Here is a 14,403-nt window from a genome sequence, read left to right as displayed (position 1 = left end):
AATGGCCAAAGGGATAGAGATACGCGAGGCCCATTTTCCGGGCCGTGCTCCCATTGACGCCTATGGCGACGGTGGATTCCGCTTTGCCGAAATGTCGCATCGCGGTTCCATTCTTTGCCTGCCTTCCGGCATTCATGGCTGGGAACCTGCGACGCCGCCGATACTGGCGAAAGCCGATCTCAAGATGATCCTTGAGCAGGCATCCGATATTGAAATTCTGCTGGTGGGGACGGGCATGGATCTGCGCCGTATTCCCGAAGACGTGCGCGCTATCCTGCGCGAACACCGCATTTCTTCCGATCCCATGAGCACAGGTGCCGCCGTTCGCACCTATAATGTGCTTTTGGCCGAAGATCGTGCGGTCGCGGCAGCGTTGATTGCTGTAGACTGACATCATGAACGAGAATGAGGCACATTGCCTGGCATTGCTTCGCCAAGCTGACCGGGACCGCTATCTGTCAGTGCTTTATGCGCCGGAGGATCGTCGTGGCGGTCTGGCTGCGTTGTATGCGTTTAATGCCGAAGTTGCGCGTATCCGTGATCTAGTCCACGAACCGCTGCCGGGCGAAGTCCGGCTGCAATGGTGGCGCGATCTCATCAATGGCGAGGCGAGGGGCAGTGCTGAAGCACATCCCGTTGCCGCAGCGCTGATCAACACCATTGAAAAATATGAGCTGCCGCGAACTGCTTTCGACAATTATTGCGAAGCGCGCATCTTCGATCTTTATGACGATCCGATGCCCAGCCGTAATGATCTGGAAGGTTATTGCGGGGAAACCGCATCGGCAATCATCCAGTTAGCCGGCTTTATATTGGACAGGGATGCCGCGCAGGCACAGACGGAAATAACCGGCCATGCTGGCGTGGCACAGGCCGTAACCGGCTTGCTTCGCCTTATGCCTATTCATCGGCGGCGTGGGCAGCTCTATGTTCCCGCTGATATGCTGCAGGCAGTCGGTGTGACACGCGAGGCTTTTATTGCTGGCGAAGACAAGGCTGCTGTCGAGCGCGCGATCAGCATCATGCTGGCTTTCGCGCGTGAACATCTGGCGATTTTCGAGAAGAACAAGTCACAGCTGCCGAAGAGCCTTGTTCCGGTGTTTCTGCCTTTGGCGCTTGTTCCGGCCTATCTGCGAGCTATCGAGCGCCTGAGCGCACAGGCTGCGGAAACGGTGGCGGACATTTCAGCCATCCGGAAGCAATGGCTCATGTTCAGAGCCAACTTCTGAGTAGCCGGAACCGATGGGCTTCAGTTCAATCGAACCGAAGCCCATCGCAATATCACTCAGCCGGTCCTAGCCCTGAGCCCAGCCCTAAGCCCAGCCATTGACGGCAGTCAGCCAGAGCACGTGCGGAAAGCGCGCGTTTCTTGGCAACAGTCTTTTCCTTGCCGCGCAGACGCCTGCCTTCCGGTTTCAGAACATCGACGGGCGGGAAAAGGCCGAAATTCACATTCATCGGCTGGAACGAACGCTTGCCCGGTTCGTCGTCGGCAACGATGTGCCCACCCGTTATATGACCGAGCAGGGCACCGAACGCGGTTGTTTCGGGAGGCGGCGTCAACGTCTGCCCCAGCTTTTCTGCCGCAGTGAAACGACCTGCCAGCAATCCAATGGCTGACGATTCGACATAGCCTTCACAACCCGTCACCTGACCGGCAAAGCGCAGTGTTTCGCGTGATTTCAGGCGAAGCGTACCATCGAGCAGCAGGGGAGAATTCAGATAGGTGTTGCGGTGAAGGCCGCCGAGGCGGGCGAATTCCGCATTTTCGAGACCCGGAATCATCTTGAAGATGCCGGTCTGCGAGCCGTATTTCAGCTTCGTCTGGAAACCGACCATGTTGTAGAGCGTGCCGAGCGCATTGTCCTGACGGAGCTGTACGACGGCATAAGCCTTCACAGTCGGATTATGGGCATTGGTAAGGCCCATCGGCTTCATCGGCCCATGACGCAAGGTTTCCGGCCCGCGTTCGGCCATCACCTCGATCGGCAGACAACCGTCGAAATAGGGAGTGCCTTCCCATTCCTTGAAGTCGGTCTTGTCGCCTTCGACCAACGCGGCCACGAAGGTCTCATACTGCTCCTTGTCCATGGGGCAGTTGATGTAGTCTTTTCCGGTGCCGCCGGGGCCAACCTTGTCATAGCGCGACTGGAACCAGCAGACATCCATATTGATCGAATCAAAATGGATAATCGGAGCAATGGCATCGAAGAAGGCCAAAGCATCCGCTCCTGTTTGCGCCTGAATGGCCTCAGCCAGTGAAGGCGCGGTCAGGGGGCCGGTGGCAACAATGGTCGTTCCCCATTCCTCTGGCGGCAGGCCGGTGACTTCTTCCCGAACGATTGTAATCAGCGGATGGGCATCAAGCTTGGCAGTGACGGCCTGCGAAAAGCCTTCGCGGTCGACGGCTAGCGCACCACCTGCGGGAACTTGATGTGCATCGGCGCATGCCATGATGAGCGATCCGGCAAGGCGCATTTCAGCATGAAGAACGCCGACGGCATTGGTTTCGGCATCATCTGAGCGGAAAGAGTTGGAACAGACAAGCTCGGCCAGTTGCTCGGTCTTGTGGGCGTCGGTGCCGCGTACGGGGCGCATTTCGTGCAGTATGACGGGCACGCCCGCCTGCGCGAGCTGCCATGCAGCTTCAGAACCGGCAAGACCGCCGCCGACGACGTGAACGGGAGAAAGATCGGATGTGTTTGACATGGGCCATTCCCTTATCGCCTTTGCTGAACGCCTTCAATGGAGAAGGCTTGCTAAGGATGGGAATCGAGCCGCAAAAAGAAATGGCATCCGTCGCGGGAGGAGGAGCGACGGATGCCATTATGGTAAGACCGGCATTGGGAGGAGGAGGACCGGTCTTGTTATCGCAAAGCCTGGGAGGAGGATGGTTCTGCGATGAACCAAGTCTGGTGGGAGGAGGATCCAGGCTTGGAGAAACCCCTATCGGGAGAAACTGTGAGGCTCGTTAATTAACGGGCCTTGGTCTGGCGAGCCACGAACGGAATGTCCGCGCGGGAGATGCCAAGATCGTTCAGCTCACGGGTGGAGAGCTGGCTGAGTTCATTGACGGTGTCGCGGTAACGGCGCCAGTTGTTGTAAGAGCGGAGGAGGTTCATCGTGCTATTCCTTCATCGTTGAGGAACTGGAGTTCTGTTCAATTCATCTCGTTTGTTGCCTATGATATAAGCTATTGTTTTCGCAGGTTGCAGACCCGAGTTTGCATAGCTGCTCTGCGGGTTCTGCACGACACGTTAAATCGATTAGACTGGTATGGCACAAAATTGCCGCAAAGCGATTTGATCCACTCTTTGCCGGCAGCGCAGTTTCCTATATGTTCTCAAACGCTTACGGTTGCGACAGCAACAACTGACAGAATGACCAGGAGCTAATTTGTCATTTTCCATTTCTGTTGAACGCCTGATCGAGAGATGGCAGCGGGACGGTCTGATCGATGCGGAAACAGCATCGAAACTGAATGCCGACCTTGAAAAGCGCGCTTCGGTCTTCAGCCTTGGTTCCGTTCTGGCCACGCTTGGCGGGCTGCTTCTCGGCGCAGCCGTTATCATGCTGGTTGCCGCGAACTGGCAGGAAATGCCGCGCCTCATGCGCATCGGCCTCATATTCGTTCTTATTTGGGTGAGTTATCTCGGTGGAGCCTGGCGGCAGTCTCGTGGTGACAAGCTGTTTCCGGCTACGCTCTATATTGTGGGGGCTGCATCGTTCGGGGCAGGGCTGGCGCTTGTGGGGCAAATGTATCATTTGTCCGGCGACATCCATTCCGCCGCAATCTATTGGTCCGTAGGCGTTCTGGTTTCGGCTTTTCTTCTACGCGCGCCGGTACTGGCGGCTTTCGGCGCCGGTGTTGCCTGCTTTTATCTTTCGACCTACGTTTTTGATACGTCGTCCTATGATGACGTGACCTATCGCTGGATCGGACCGCTGCTATTGCTGTTTGGCGCTGCAGCGGCCTTGTTCACGCGCTCGCGACATGCAGCCCATCTGTGGGCAATGTTCTCCATTGGCTGGGCTTTGCTCGTCTATGCGGAGCATGAGAGCAATACGGTGCTGGTGCTTATGCTGGTCGTGGGAATCGGTCTGATACTTGCTGACGGTTTTGCCCATGATACGGTGCAGAGACTGACCCGCTTCGCTCATCCGCTCGCGGTATACGGGCTGGCTCTCGCGCTGTTGGCGCTTGTCACGCTTCAGATCAATCAGATGTTCTCCTATTCCAGCGTTACCGCAAATCTGGATAGGGACATATTATATAGCATCTTCATACTGGCGCTCGCGATCGGGGCGATTGCTGTTGCCGGTCGAAATAATGGCGGCCTGCGTTCCATCGCCTATGCCGCATTTTCGATCCAGGTTCTCTATCTGGCTTTCGAGACGGTTGGCACCATGATCGGAACATCCGGCTTCTTCCTGACTGCGGGCATTCTCGTGTTGCTGCTGGCTGCTTTTGTGCGACGCATGGAGAACCGGTTCGGAAGGAAAAGCAGCGTGGAGGCCCGCCTATGACTATTCGGCTCAAATGGCTCTATGTCGGGGCGACCATCACCGCATTGCTGCAAACCGGCATTCTTTATGCAGGCATAGAAAAGCGCGCCTCTGTCCTGCGTTCGGGTGCGGAAGTGACGCTGCAGACGGAGCCTTTCGACCCGCGCGATCTGATGCGCGGCGACTATGTCGTTCTGGGGTACGAGATTTCCAGTCTGTCCCGAAAGGATATTCAGGGCGAGCGTCCAGCCGGTTCGCGAACTGTCTATGTGGCCGTGAAGCCCGATACAAACGGGATAGCGCGGTTTTCACGCGCGTCATTCGTTCCGCTTTCAGACCTTACCTCCGGTGAGGAGCAGATTCGGGGCGAGGCTGCTTATTCCATATCCGATGATGCGGAATCGAATATTCGTCTCAATTTTGGCATTGAACGGTATTATGTACCCGAGGGGCAGGGACGTGCGATTGAAGACAGCCAGCGCGAGCGGCGGATTACTGCCGTTGTGGCGGTCGATCCGAACGGAACGCCGGTCATCAAAGCCCTGCAGGAAGACGGCCGGCAGCTTTATCAGGAGCCTCTTTATTGATCCTGTCATCACGCCCTGTTTCAAAAGGGTTGGCTGATGAGACAGGATCGCTATATAGAGACGGAAAGGGTAGGAAGAGCTCAGCCTGATCGAACCTTGTAAATCTATGCAAGGAAGGCGGCTTTTTTCCTTTGAACCGGGAAAATTGGATGATATAGAGACGCGCGCTTTCGAGGGGCGGTTCAATATCTGAGACGAATAATGGCGCGTTCTGAGGAATGTGTTTCGGTTCAGAAGCGGATGTGGCGAAATTGGTAGACGCACCAGATTTAGGTTCTGGCGGGAGACCGTGGGGGTTCGAGTCCCTCCATCCGCACCAACTGCCATAAGGCAAAAGAATTTCTCTCCCGCGACAAGGCAAACAAGCCGGTGACGGCGGGACAATGACAAGAAGTGAAGGTTTGAACATGCAGGTTACCGAAACGCTCAATGAAGGGCTGAAGCGCGAGATCAAAGTCGTGGTTCCGGCCAAGGACCTCGAAGCCAAGCTCGCAGAGCGGCTGGAAACTGCGCGTGACCGCGCCAAGATCAACGGCTTCCGTCCGGGCAAGGTGCCTGCGGCTCACCTCCGCAAGATGTACGGCAAGTCCTTCATGGCGGAAATCGTCAACGAAATCCTCAACGACTCGTCGCGTTCGCTTCTCGCTGAACGTAACGAAAAGTCGGCTACTCAGCCTGAAGTCATCATGTCGGAAGACGAAAAAGAGGCCGAACAGGTTCTCGACGGCAAGGCTGATTTCGTTTTCTCGCTGAACTACGAAGTTCTGCCGGCAATTGAAGTCAAGGACTTCTCGAAGATCGCCGTTACCCGTGAAGTCGTCGATATTTCTGATGAGGAAGTTGACGATCAGGTCAAGCGCGTCGCTTCGTCGACCCGCGCCTTCGAAACCAAGAAGGGCAAGGCCGAAAACGAAGATCGCGTCACGATCGACTATCTGGGCAAGCTCGACGGCGAGCCGTTCGAAGGCGGCGCGGACAACGATGCGCAGCTCGTTCTCGGTTCGGGCCAGTTCATTCCGGGCTTCGAAGAGCAGCTCGTTGGTGTCAAGGCTGGCGACGAGAAAGTCATCACCGTGACGTTCCCAGCAGAATACGGCGCTGCCCATTTGGCTGGCAAGGAAGCTACCTTCGACATTACCGTCAAGGAAGTTGCCAAGCCGAACGAACTCGTTCTCGATGATGAAACTGCAAAGAAGCTCGGCATCGAATCGCTTGAGCGTCTGCGTCAGGTTGTTCGCGAACAGATCGAAAGCCAGTACGGCCAGATCACCCGCCAGAAGGTAAAGCGTCAGATTCTCGACGCTCTGGACGGCGACTACCAGTTCGCAACGCCGCAGAAGCTTGTTGACGCTGAATTCAACAACATCTGGCAGCAGATCAACTTCGACCTGCAGCAGGCTGGCCGCACGTTCGAAGACGAAGAAACCACCGAAGAAGCTGCTCGCGAAGAATATCGCAAGCTCGCTGAGCGTCGCGTACGCCTCGGTCTGGTTCTGTCGGAAATCGGCGAAAAGGCTGGCGTTGAAGTTTCTGAAGAAGAACTGCAGCGCGCTGTTTACGATCAGGTTCGTCGCTATCCGGGCCAGGAAAAGGAAATCTACGAATTCCTGCGCAAGACGCCGGATGCCGTTGCCAACCTTCGCGCCCCGATCTTTGAAGAAAAGGTCGTTGACCATCTGCTCGCTAACATCAACGTGACCGACAAGAAGGTCTCGAAGGAAGAGCTGACGGCTGAAGACGAAGACGCCGCTTCGGAAGCAAAGCCTGCCAAGAAGGCTGCTCCCAAGAAGAAGGCCGCTCCTAAGAAGAAGGCCGACGAAGGCAAGTCCGAAGAGGCTTGATCTTCACTTCCAGCATGAATTCGAAGAGGCCGCGCATAGCGCGGCCTTTTCGTTTTGCGATCATGGAAATGGTGGCTGAAAAGCTTGCATCCGGTGGGGCTTTGCTCTAGCCAATACAACAATCAGTTTCAGCCCAATCACAGTATTGTCGAGCCAGTAATGTCCCTAATCGATACGCGTATACCTGAACCCAAACGCTTTATCTCCGGCGCGACCGGCGACTGGGAAGTCGTCATCGGCATGGAAGTCCATGCGCAGGTCACGTCAGAATCGAAGCTGTTCTCCGGCGCTTCCACTTCGTTTGGCGCGGAGCCGAATTCGAATGTTTCTCTGGTTGATGCAGCCATGCCGGGCATGCTGCCGGTCATCAATCTGGAATGCGTCAAGCAGGCGGTTCGCACGGGAATCGGGCTCAATGCTCAGATCAATCTGAAGTCGGTTTTCGACCGCAAGAACTATTTCTATCCCGATCTGCCGCAGGGCTATCAGATCTCGCAGTTCAAGCAGCCTATCGTTGGCGAAGGCAAGATCATGATTTCGGTCGGCCCGGACAATAAGGGCCAGTTCGAAGACGTGGAAATCGGCATCGAACGCCTGCATCTGGAACAGGATGCGGGCAAGTCCATGCACGACCAGCATCCGACCATGTCCTATGTGGACCTGAACCGTTCTGGTGTGGCGTTGATGGAAATCGTATCGAAGCCGGACCTGCGTTCTTCCGATGAAGCACGCGCTTATCTGACCAAGCTGCGTACCATTGTGCGTTATCTCGGCACTTGCGACGGCAATATGGACGAAGGCTCGATGCGCGCTGACGTAAACGTCTCCGTGCGCCGTCCGGGCGGTGAATTCGGCACGCGTTGCGAAATCAAGAACGTCAACTCGATCCGCTTCGTCGGTCAGGCGATTGAATATGAGGCTCGTCGCCAGATTGCTATTCTCGAGGACGGTGGCTCCATCGATCAGGAAACGCGTCTGTTCGATCCGGTAAAGGGTGAAACCCGGTCGATGCGCTCCAAGGAAGAAGCGCATGACTATCGCTATTTTCCTGATCCGGATCTTCTGCCGCTCGAGTTCGACCAGGCATTTGTGGATGCGCTGGCAGCAGATCTGCCGGAACTGCCGGACGTCAAAAAGCAGCGCCTCGTCGAGAAGCAAGGTATCTCGATCTACGATGCATCGATTCTCGTTACCGAGAAGGCCATTGCTGATTATTATGAATCCGTTGCTGCCGGCCGTGACGGCAAGGCCGCGGCGAACTGGGTCATCAACGATCTCCTCGGCGCGCTGAACAAGGCGGGCAAGGACATTGAGGAATCGCCGGTCAGCCCTGAACAGCTCGGTGCAGTCATCGATCTCATCAAGGAAGGCACGATTTCCGGTAAGATCGCCAAGGATCTTTTCGAGATCGTCTGGAATGAGGGCGGTGACCCGAAGAAGCTCGTTGAAGAACGGGGCATGAAGCAGGTTACGGACACCGGTGCCATCGAGAAGGCCGTGGACGATGTCATCGCTGCCAACCCGGAAAAGGTTGAGCAGGCGAAAGCCAAGCCGACGCTGGCTGGCTGGTTCGTTGGTCAGGTCATGAAGGCAACAGGCGGGAAGGCCAACCCGCAATCCGTGAATGAACTGGTCAAGGCCAAGCTCGGGATTGAAGAGTAATGTGGGTCAGAAGCGCGACAGAGGCTGATCTCAAGGCAGTGCATGAGCTGCTTGTATCGACCTGGCACGCGACCTTTGACGACATCCTCGGGCGGGAAACGGTGGATGCCGTTACCGCCAGGTGGCACGGCATCGCTGTTCTGAAGGCCAATCTGAAGAAGCCTTATTCGGAATTCATTGTCGCCGATAACGGCAATGGTGGGATCGACGGAATGGCTTTTGCCAGCCAGTCCGAAGAAGGCAAGGCTTCGCTGCATCAGCTTTATGTCCGTCACGATACGCAGGTTCAAGGCATTGGAACGATGCTTCTCGCCGAAATCGAGATGGCTTTTCCTGATGTTCGAACGATGAATCTTGAAGTGATCGAGCGAAACACCAAGGCTGTGAATTTCTACGAGCGCAAGGGCTATACCAAAGTCGGCCGGAACGAGGATTGGGGTGATCCCAATTGCAAGGAACCGGTACTGGTGATGGAAAAGTCGCTCGAAAGCTGGAATATGTAAAGCATGTCTTCCCAAAGTGGGATACGGTTTGAGGATCAAGACATGCTAGAATATAAAAGCCTGACGCGCGCGGCGTTTTGGGCCCATCATACTCTTGTGACAGCGGCAACTTGACCCTTGCCATGGCCGGTCGATAGGGTCATAAGCAAGAAAACCCGGTGGTTTCGGTCACCTGTGGCAATAATGGATCTGGAATAGGTCATGAAGAAATTTATTACGCAAGTTTTCACCTGGTGGAACGGCCAGACGCTCGGCACGCGATTTCATACGTGGCGCAAGGGCGAGCGCGTCGGTGAAGACGAGTTCGGCAATATCTATTATCAGGGCGGCAAGGACTCCGAAGGTCGCACACGTCGCTGGGTAATCTTCAATGGCTATGCGGAAGCAAGTGCTATTCCTCCCGGCTGGCATGGCTGGATGCATCATCGCGTTGACACGCCGCCTACCAAGGAAGACTACAAGCAGCGCGACTGGCAGAAGCCGCATCTGCAGAACCTGACCGGTTCTCCGCTGGCGTATCGTCCGAAAGGCGCCATTGCTCGTCCGGGCACGGAGCCTGCGGAACGTCCGCGCGTGACCGGCGAATACGATGCCTGGACACCGGGCAACTGATAATCGGTTTTGATTTTTGTCCGGTGCGTTCATCCGCGCCGGATTTATTATGTGTCCGCCTTTTGACGCTATAGCGGAAAAGGTTTGAGGATAGACGGCTCGCTTAAGACCAGCGGCAGCATTGCGGCTTGCGACTGGGCAACGAATCGTCACATTTCATGCTTAGGAATTGTTCCGGCTCAATTTAAACCCTTTGGATGCGGATCTCCGTTTTGACGAAGCAATCTCACGGCGCGGCTGGCAACGGAAAAAACCCGATAAAAAGGGCTGTTCAGGTTGCCTTGATTTCGCTCATTGCGACCACCAGCAGCTTTCAAGCAGCAATGGCCGAACGCATCACCAATCCGGTTGCTGAGTTCTCGGGTCTCGATAAAATCACCGGGCGTATCACGACGTTCGACGTCTATATCAATGAGACAGTTCAGTTCGGCGCCCTTCAGGTAACGCCGAAAGTTTGTTATTCGCGCACAGAGAACGAAGCACCACGCACCGATGGTTTCGTTGAAGTTGAAGAGATCACGCTTGACCGAAAGATTCGCCGTATTTTTACCGGCTGGATGTTCGCCGATAGTCCGGGTCTCAATGCTGTCGAGCATCCGATCTATGATGTCTGGCTGAAGGACTGCAAGCAGAAGTCGGAAGTGCCTCCGCCGGATCAACGCAACTAACGGCAGCTATTTAGAAGCGTGCGATTCCATCCAGCGCGTTTTCCAGCAGTTTCTCGTATTTTTTCCTTGGAACTTCCACGGCGCCGAATCTTTCGAGATGCGGTGTGGTGAACTGCGTGTCGAGCAGCACGAAGCCTTGCTTCACCAGATGCTGGACCAGATAGGCAAGGCAGACCTTTGACGCGTCCCGTTTGCGTGTGAACATGCTCTCGCCGAAAAAGGCGCGCCCAAGTGTTACCCCATAAAGTCCACCGACGATCTGTCCGTCATGCCAGGCTTCGACCGTGTGGCAATGTCCGATCTCGAACAGATTCTTATAGGCTTCGCGGATAGGTCCATTGATCCATGTGCGCGCGCGTTCACCGGTTCCGCTGGCACAACCTTCGATCACACCATCAAAATCGTTATCGAGCTTTATGTCAAAAATGCCCTGGCGGATGGTCTTCTGGAGGCTTTTCGGCATGTGGAAGCCATCAAGGGGTATGACACCGCGCCTCTCGGGACGAACCCAGAAGACTTCGGGATCGTCGGCTTCTTCGGCCATGGGAAATATTCCCGTGGCATAGGCCCGCAGGAGTAACTCCGGTTCGATTGAATAGTCGTCCGGGGACACTCCTGCGGTCACTTTCGTCAGGCGCTTTCGCTCTTGGTTTTCTTGGCCAGATACTTTTCAAGCCAATGAATGTCGTAATCGCCGTTAGCAATATCCTGATTGGCAATCAGGTCCTGGAAAAGCGGGAGGGTGGTTTTCACACCATCCACTACGAACTCGTCCAGCGCGCGGCGCAGACGCATCATACATTCGACGCGATTGCGACCATGCACAATCAGCTTGCCGATAAGGCTGTCGTAGTAAGGCGGAATGCGATAGCCGGAGTAGACGCCCGAATCCACGCGGATGCCGAGGCCACCCGGCGTATGATAATGCGTGATCAGGCCCGGCGAAGGCGCAAAAGTCAGCGGGTCTTCAGCGTTGATACGGCATTCGATGGCATGGCCGGAGAAGCGGATATCCTTCTGCTTTACCGACAGGCCGAGGCCAGCTGCAACGCGAATCTGCTCGTGAACGAGATCGATACCCGTGATGGCTTCCGTAATCGGATGTTCCACCTGAAGACGCGTATTCATTTCGATGAAATAGAATTCGCCGTCTTCATAAAGGAACTCGATGGTTCCTGCACCGCGATAGCCCAGTTCCGCACAGGCGTTGGCGCAGACCATGCCGATCTTGTCGCGTGCTTCTGCATTGAGCGCCGGTGAATTGGCTTCTTCCCAAACCTTCTGGTGACGACGCTGTAACGAGCAGTCGCGTTCGCCCAGATGGATGGCATTGCCGGCACCGTCGCCCATGACCTGAACTTCGATGTGGCGCGGCTTTTCGAGATATTTCTCGATATAGACCGCGTCGTCACCAAAGGCTGCACCAGCTTCGGTCCGCGCGGTTGCAAGTGCTACCGAAAGATCTTCTTCGGTGCGGGCAACCTTCATGCCGCGTCCGCCACCACCGGCAGACGCCTTGATGATGACCGGATAACCGATTTCCTTCGCGATGCGAGCGGCTTCGACATCGTCTGTCACACCACCGTCAGAACCCGGAACAACCGGAATGCCGAGGCGCTTTGCAGTGCGCTTGGCTTCGATCTTGTCGCCCATGATGCGGATATGCGAAGCGGTGGGGCCAATGAAGGTGATGCCGTGCGCTTCAAGAATTTCCGCGAACTTGGCGTTCTCCGATAGGAAGCCATAACCCGGATGGATTGCGTCAGCGCCCGTGATCTCGCAAGCAGCAACGATCTGATGGATGTTCAGATAGCTGTCGCGCGATGGCGGCGGCCCGATGCAGACACTTTCGTCTGCCAGACGCACATGCATCGCGTCGGCGTCTGCCGTGGAGTGAACGGCGACGGTCTTGATGCCCAGTTCCTTGCAAGCCCTGAGCACGCGAAGAGCGATTTCGCCACGATTGGCTATGAGTATCTTTTGAAACATTGCGCTTTGCTGCCCGTTCATTGAATAAGCCGTAATCTGTTGTCTTATTCGATTACGACGAGCGGCTCACCGAATTCAACCGGCTGAGCGTCTTCGATGAGGATGGCTTTGACCGTACCAGCCCGCGGGGCCGGAATCTGGTTCATGGTCTTCATGGCTTCGATGATGAGAAGCGTCTGACCTTCCTTGACCTGTGCGCCGACCTCGATGAAGTTGCGAGCACCCGGAGCCGGAGCGAGATAGGCAGTGCCAACCATCGGCGACGGAACGGCGTTCTTCGACAGATCGGCCTTGGTCGGTTCGGCGGCTGTTGCAGCTGGCGCGGCAGCTACAGCAACAGGGGCTGCGGCTGGCATAACGGTTGCTGCGGCCTGAACCGTGACCTTGCGCGAAACGCGGATACGCAGATCGCCATGTTCGACTTCGATATCGGTCAGGTCGGTTTCATTGAGAATGTCCGCCAGGTCGCGGATCGTTTCCTTGTCGATGACGGAATTTTTGCTGGACATATCAGGCCCCTTTAACGCTTTGCCCGTTGTTTTCTTCTTCTTTGGCAATTGCCGCAAGCGCGCGCAGACCGAGCAGATATCCTTCCGCGCCAAAGCCGCAAATAACGCCTTTGGCGACTGCGGATACATAGGAGTGATGCCGGAAAGCCTCACGCGCATGAATGTTCGAAAGATGCACTTCCACGACCGTTACCTTGGCCGAGCGGATTGCATCATGAATAGCAACCGAAGTGTGGCTGTAAGCGGCTGGATTGATGAGGACATAGGCGTTTTTGTCGCCAGCCTCCTGAATCCAGGTCACCAGATCGCCTTCGTAATTGGACTGACGGAAATCGACATCAAGTCCGAGTTGTTCGGCCTCACGCTTGCAGTCCGCCTCGATATTCTCGAGCGTTGCAACACCGTATATCCCCGGTTCTCGTTTGCCGAGAAGGTTGAGATTGGGGCCGTTCAAAACAAAAACCGTTTTTGCCATATCCGTCCGCGACTGATAACGCGTTACCGCGAAATTTCGGTACACTTCGCATTTCATATAGAGGGCTTGGACGCAAGCCGAAACCCTCTAAATCATTGCAGATGTTTTGCCGAACCGGTTTTTTCCGCTATTCTTTGCAAAATAAGCAGCCGATAGGGCAATTTCTCTTCACGCAACATAAACATTGGATGCCACGGCATAAATTGTTTCACAAAAGTGATCAGTCAAGCCATGACCGATCAGCTTATTTTTTGCCTGCAGCGCGCGCTGCTGCGATTCTCTCAACCAGACCATCGACGCCGATTGCACCTGGAACCAGTTCATCGCCGATGATGTAGGATGGTGTGCCGGTAATGTTGAGCTGTTGCGCCAGCTGATAGGTCTGCTGGAATGCGCCGGTGATGGCCGGATCGTTCATTTTCTCCCGCAACTGTGCTTCATCGGCGCCGAGCTTTACAGCATCGGCGATGGCCGAATCTTCCGTTGCACGCTCCTGCGCGCCGAGCAGTACTTGGTGGAATTCAGCATATTTTTCCGGCATCAGCGCTCTGAATGCCTGTGCCACGATATGCGCCTTGGCCGAATCCGGGCCAAGAATCGGGAATTCCTTCATGACAAAACGGACATTCTTGTCGGTTTTCAGGATCGCTTCCATGTCGGGTAGTGCCCGCTTGCAATAACCGCAATTGTAATCAAAGAACTCGTAGACCGTCACGTCGCCGTCTGGATTGCCGAAGACCGCATCATGCTTGGGGTCGTAAAGAGCGGCGCGATTGGCAGTCAGCACTTGCTTGATCTGTTCCTGCGCCGCGTGTGCCTGCTTGGTTTCCAGCGCGCTTTGCACTTCCAGCATCAATTCAGGATTCTGGATGAGATAGTTGCGCACGACATTTTCAATGGCCTGCTGATTCATCGCTACCGGGGCAGTGGGAGCGGCAGGGCTTTCCACGGCAGCTGGAGCCTGCCGGACAGTGCCTGCGTAATACCCAACCGCCAAAGCTGCGATCCCCACGATGCCGCTGGCAACTGTTATGGAAACTATATTCTTCAT

16 protein-coding genes and 1 tRNA gene are annotated in these 14,403 nt (G+C 55.5%); 10 read left to right on the top strand and 7 right to left on the bottom strand.

The features are described 5' to 3' along the window. The first annotated feature begins 1 nt into the window (after position 1). Positions 2 to 391: an Mth938-like domain-containing protein gene (locus AAE521_RS04220; RefSeq protein ID WP_010661252.1), complete on the top strand. Its 390-nt coding sequence runs from the start codon at positions 2 to 4 to the stop codon at positions 389 to 391. Between the two features lie 4 nt (positions 392 to 395). Further along, the gene (locus tag AAE521_RS04215; RefSeq protein WP_342060555.1) at positions 396 to 1,229 is read left to right on the top strand and encodes a phytoene/squalene synthase family protein; all 834 of its coding nucleotides are present in this window, start codon (positions 396 to 398) and stop codon (positions 1,227 to 1,229) included. Between the two features lie 52 nt (positions 1,230 to 1,281). Here the strand turns inward: AAE521_RS04215 and trmFO are convergent, their stop codons facing one another. Together trmFO and AAE521_RS04205 are read right to left on the bottom strand one after the other, a co-directional pair. After that, complete coding sequence (trmFO, locus tag AAE521_RS04210; RefSeq protein WP_342060554.1) at positions 1,282 to 2,709, bottom strand: methylenetetrahydrofolate--tRNA-(uracil(54)-C(5))-methyltransferase (FADH(2)-oxidizing) TrmFO; 1,428 nt, start codon at positions 2,707 to 2,709, stop codon at positions 1,282 to 1,284. A 266-nt stretch (positions 2,710 to 2,975) separates the two neighbouring features. Further along, positions 2,976 to 3,122, bottom strand: coding sequence for a DUF1127 domain-containing protein (locus tag AAE521_RS04205; protein WP_006466676.1), 147 nt, complete (start codon positions 3,120 to 3,122; stop codon positions 2,976 to 2,978). 274 nt (positions 3,123 to 3,396) lie between these two features. Here AAE521_RS04205 and AAE521_RS04200 point away from each other — a divergent pair, with 274 nt between their 5' ends. From AAE521_RS04200 to AAE521_RS04165, 8 genes are all read left to right on the top strand, one after another. Then, the gene (locus AAE521_RS04200) at positions 3,397 to 4,527 is read left to right on the top strand and encodes a DUF2157 domain-containing protein (protein WP_342060553.1); all 1,131 of its coding nucleotides are present in this window, start codon (positions 3,397 to 3,399) and stop codon (positions 4,525 to 4,527) included. Continuing rightward, on the top strand, positions 4,524 to 5,093 hold the full coding sequence (locus AAE521_RS04195; RefSeq protein ID WP_010661256.1) for a GDYXXLXY domain-containing protein: 570 nt from the start codon (positions 4,524 to 4,526) through the stop codon (positions 5,091 to 5,093). Before AAE521_RS04200 ends, AAE521_RS04195 begins: the two co-directional genes overlap by 4 nt. Positions 5,094 to 5,329: 236 nt before the next feature. Further along, positions 5,330 to 5,412 (top strand) — tRNA-Leu (locus tag AAE521_RS04190). 88 nt (positions 5,413 to 5,500) lie between these two features. Beyond that, positions 5,501 to 6,934, top strand: coding sequence for a trigger factor (gene tig, locus AAE521_RS04185; protein WP_268875488.1), 1,434 nt, complete (start codon positions 5,501 to 5,503; stop codon positions 6,932 to 6,934). A 159-nt stretch (positions 6,935 to 7,093) separates the two neighbouring features. Next, complete coding sequence (gene gatB, locus AAE521_RS04180; protein ID WP_010661258.1) at positions 7,094 to 8,596, top strand: Asp-tRNA(Asn)/Glu-tRNA(Gln) amidotransferase subunit GatB; 1,503 nt, start codon at positions 7,094 to 7,096, stop codon at positions 8,594 to 8,596. Further along, positions 8,596 to 9,099, top strand: coding sequence for a GNAT family N-acetyltransferase (locus AAE521_RS04175; RefSeq protein ID WP_342060552.1), 504 nt, complete (start codon positions 8,596 to 8,598; stop codon positions 9,097 to 9,099). The genes gatB and AAE521_RS04175 overlap by 1 nt, the downstream gene beginning before the upstream one ends. Before the next feature lie 201 nt (positions 9,100 to 9,300). Further along, complete coding sequence (locus AAE521_RS04170) at positions 9,301 to 9,711, top strand: NADH:ubiquinone oxidoreductase subunit NDUFA12 (protein WP_342060551.1); 411 nt, start codon at positions 9,301 to 9,303, stop codon at positions 9,709 to 9,711. Between the two features lie 197 nt (positions 9,712 to 9,908). Beyond that, positions 9,909 to 10,379 (top strand): DUF2155 domain-containing protein, encoded by a 471-nt coding sequence (locus AAE521_RS04165; RefSeq protein WP_010661261.1) that lies wholly within the window; start codon positions 9,909 to 9,911, stop codon positions 10,377 to 10,379. 10 nt (positions 10,380 to 10,389) lie between these two features. Here the strand turns inward: AAE521_RS04165 and aat are convergent, their stop codons facing one another. The 5 genes from aat to AAE521_RS04140 all read right to left on the bottom strand — a co-directional run bounded on the left by aat (position 10,390) and on the right by AAE521_RS04140 (position 14,403). Next, positions 10,390 to 11,004 carry a leucyl/phenylalanyl-tRNA--protein transferase gene (gene aat / locus AAE521_RS04160; RefSeq protein ID WP_342060550.1) on the bottom strand — a complete coding sequence of 205 codons (615 nt, stop codon included), beginning with the start codon at positions 11,002 to 11,004 and terminating at the stop codon, positions 10,390 to 10,392. 5 nt (positions 11,005 to 11,009) lie between these two features. After that, the gene (accC, locus tag AAE521_RS04155; protein ID WP_010661263.1) at positions 11,010 to 12,368 is read right to left on the bottom strand and encodes an acetyl-CoA carboxylase biotin carboxylase subunit; all 1,359 of its coding nucleotides are present in this window, start codon (positions 12,366 to 12,368) and stop codon (positions 11,010 to 11,012) included. A 44-nt stretch (positions 12,369 to 12,412) separates the two neighbouring features. Beyond that, positions 12,413 to 12,877, bottom strand: coding sequence for an acetyl-CoA carboxylase biotin carboxyl carrier protein (accB, locus tag AAE521_RS04150; protein WP_342060549.1), 465 nt, complete (start codon positions 12,875 to 12,877; stop codon positions 12,413 to 12,415). A gap of 1 nt (position 12,878) precedes the next feature. After that, positions 12,879 to 13,352: a type II 3-dehydroquinate dehydratase gene (gene aroQ, locus AAE521_RS04145; RefSeq protein ID WP_010661265.1), complete on the bottom strand. Its 474-nt coding sequence runs from the start codon at positions 13,350 to 13,352 to the stop codon at positions 12,879 to 12,881. A 244-nt stretch (positions 13,353 to 13,596) separates the two neighbouring features. Then, complete coding sequence (locus AAE521_RS04140; RefSeq protein ID WP_342060548.1) at positions 13,597 to 14,403, bottom strand: DsbA family protein; 807 nt, start codon at positions 14,401 to 14,403, stop codon at positions 13,597 to 13,599.

Origin of the sequence: Brucella cytisi (assembly GCF_038433355.1) — a bacterium.
GTDB lineage: Bacteria > Pseudomonadota > Alphaproteobacteria > Rhizobiales > Rhizobiaceae > Brucella > Brucella cytisi.
This window is presented reverse-complemented; position numbering and strand designations above follow the sequence as displayed.